Annotated in this window: 2 protein-coding genes; one reads left to right on the plus strand and one right to left on the minus strand. The window is 77.0% G+C overall.

Features of this window, described 5'->3' with window-relative positions; translation table 11 throughout:
• A partial coding sequence (locus TR48_RS38305; RefSeq protein WP_161789995.1) for an FHA domain-containing protein occupies positions 1 to 1,162 on the minus strand: 1,162 nt, incomplete at its 3' end.
• A gap of 214 nt (positions 1,163 to 1,376) precedes the next feature.
• On the opposite strand from TR48_RS38305, the gene TR48_RS38310 reads away from it, so the two are divergent.
• Positions 1,377 to 2,756 (plus strand): serine/threonine-protein kinase (locus TR48_RS38310; RefSeq protein ID WP_042375592.1); only part of this gene is annotated, 1,380 nt, incomplete at its 3' end.

Consider the following 2,756-nt stretch of genomic DNA (forward strand, 5'->3'; position numbering starts at 1 on the left):
CGCCAAGACGCAGCACCAAGGCGTCCTCGTGGTCCGGACCGCGCTCCCACAGGCGGGGCCCCGGCCCGAGCGCGGTGAGCAGCAGCTCCGCGGGATCGGGCCAACGGCCCGGATCGCGTGGCGGAGCTTGCGGCGGGACAGCCGCCGCGGGGGCGGGCGCGCCGCCGCGACGGCGGCCGAGCGCCTGCTGGGCGTGCTTGAGCAGGCCGGACCGGCCCTCGCCGCGCCGTTGGCCCTCGCCCGGCCGCGCCGACCCGGGCTCCTCGTCCACGCGAAAGCCCCGGCCGTGTGTGGCGAAGGAGTGCGAGGCCTGCGCCTGCGAGGCGTGCGAGCCGCCGGACTCGGGCAGCGAGCCGGAGCCGGAGGCGGTGTGGCCCCTCAGCCCGGCGGACGCCGCCCACTCGGCGGGCCGCGCGAACGAACCCGTGGTGCGGGTGGAGACGTGGACGGCGCCCTGGCCGTCGGGCACCACCTCGGCCCGCCCGAGCTGCGCCGGGACGGCCGCGACGACGCGCAGCGCGCTCTCGCCGAGCTCGATCAGCGCGCCGGGCGCGACCAGGCGGGGCTCCGCGCCGACCGCGGACCCCTCCAGCACCGTGCCGTTGGTCGAACCGGAGTCGGTGACGGTGACCCGGCCGTCCGGGTCGACCTCGAGGGCGAGGTGGAAACGCGAGACGTCCGGGTCGTCCACCGGCACGTCCGCCTGGGCGGAGCGGCCGACGACGACGCGGCCCGGGTGCAGCAGGTGGATGCCGCCGGCGTCCGGACCGGCCACGACGTGCAGGGCGGCGGAGGAGCCGGCCGGCTCGACGGCGTCGTCCGGGTCGGGGGCATCGAGCCGGAGGACGACGCCGTCGATCAGCGGCGGGTGGCCGAGTACGGCGCGCTCGTCGAGCCGGCGGCCCTGGGCGTAGAGGTGGATGTGCGTCGCGGCGCGGCCCGCGCGGGCGCCGGGACGGGCGCCCACCGCGCCCGCCAGTGCAGCGGCCACCGAGCCCAGCGTGGTGCCGACCGGCGCGCTGACCAGCACGTCGGCGGCGGGCACGGCGGCATGCGCCGACGACGCTCCGGACGTCGGCGCGCTCTCGCGCGGCCCAAGCACGGTCAGCCGGATCTGCATGCGCCCTGCCCCTTCCAGCCCGCACGCGATGGTGGTCGCCACGGTGTCGTATGCATCCTCCCATCCGCCGCGGACAGTTCGCGCACGGCACCCGATCGGATGATCTTCGGAACGTATCGCGCGGATGACGCGTCTGCATCAATGAACGGTCGACCGGGGAGCGCAGCGCAGGGCGCGGTCCTTCGAACGCCGTTAGAGTTGCCGAAAACGCGAGCCCCTGCGGGCGGACGGCGCTGAGGCGGGACGAGGAGCACGGGTGCGGCCGGTTGGCAGTAAGTACCTGCTGGAGGAGCCGCTCGGGCGCGGCGCCACCGGGACGGTGTGGCGTGCCCGGGTGCGCGAGGACGCGGAGAACGCGCCGGTCGTCCCGGGGGCCGTCGTGGCCATCAAGGTCCTCAAGGAGGAGCTGGCCACCGACCCGGACGTGGTGATGCGCTTCCTGCGCGAGCGCGCGGTGCTGCTGCGCCTGGTGCACCCCAACATCGTGCGGGTCCGGGACCTCGTGGTCGAGGGCGAGCTGCTCGCCCTGGTGATGGACCTGGTCGACGGCCCCGACCTGCACCGCTACCTGCGCGCCAACGGCCCGCTCTCGCCGGTGGCCGGTGCGCTGCTGATGGCGCAGATCGCCGACGCGCTCGCGGCCAGCCACGCCGACGGCGTCGTCCACCGCGACCTCAAGCCCGCGAACGTGCTGCTGGCGACGGTGCAGAGCGAGGCCGGGCCGGCCATGCACCCGCTGCTGACCGACTTCGGCATCGCCCGTCTGGCCGACTCCCCGGGGCTGACCCGCACCGCCGAGTTCGTCGGCACGCCCGCCTATGTCGCGCCGGAGTCGGCGGAGGGCCGCGAGCAGACCTCCGCCGTCGACGTCTACGGCGCCGGGATCATGCTGTACGAGCTGCTGACCGGCCAGCCGCCGTTCCAGGGGGACGGGCCGATCCAGGTCCTCCAGGCGCATCTGTCGCAGCGTCCCGAGCGCCCGGCCTCGGTGCCGGACCCGCTGTGGACGGTGCTGGAGCGCTGCCTGGAGAAGGACCAGACGCGCCGCCCGACGGCCGTCGCGCTGGCCACGGCGCTGCGCACGGTCGCCGCCGGCATCGGCGTGCACGCCACCCCGACCCAGATCGAGGCCGCGAACGCGGTGGGCGTGCTGCTGTCGCCGCCCGGCCACCAGCCGTCCTTCCCCGGACCGGACGACCCGACGGTGCCGCGCGGGGTGTCCACCTCCGGGATGGACGGCGGCGCGCTGCTGCCGGGCCGGCCCGAGGACGCCCGCACCATGCTGCTCGGCAAGGGCGGCCCGGGCGGCGCCGTGCCGGGAGCGGCCGACCCGACCCAGGTGCTCGCCTCGCAGGGATCGCTCCCGGGCGCAGCGGACCCGACCGCCGTGCTGCCGCACGCCGCGGAGCGGGCCGGCTACTACGGCAACGGGTCCGTCCCGGGTGCCGCAGATCCGACCGCCGTGCTGCCGCAGGGCGCGGGCGGACGGGCGGGCTACGGCGCGGTGCCCGCCGCAGACCCGACCGCGGTGCTCCCGCAGAGCGGGCCCGGGGCGTCCCCCGCGGACCGGACCACGGTGATGCCGCCGAGTCCGCCCGACGGGCCGCACCCGTGGCAGTCGCAGCTGCGGCAGGCG

This window comes from Streptacidiphilus neutrinimicus (genome assembly GCF_000787815.1).
GTDB lineage: Bacteria > Actinomycetota > Actinomycetes > Streptomycetales > Streptomycetaceae > Streptacidiphilus > Streptacidiphilus neutrinimicus.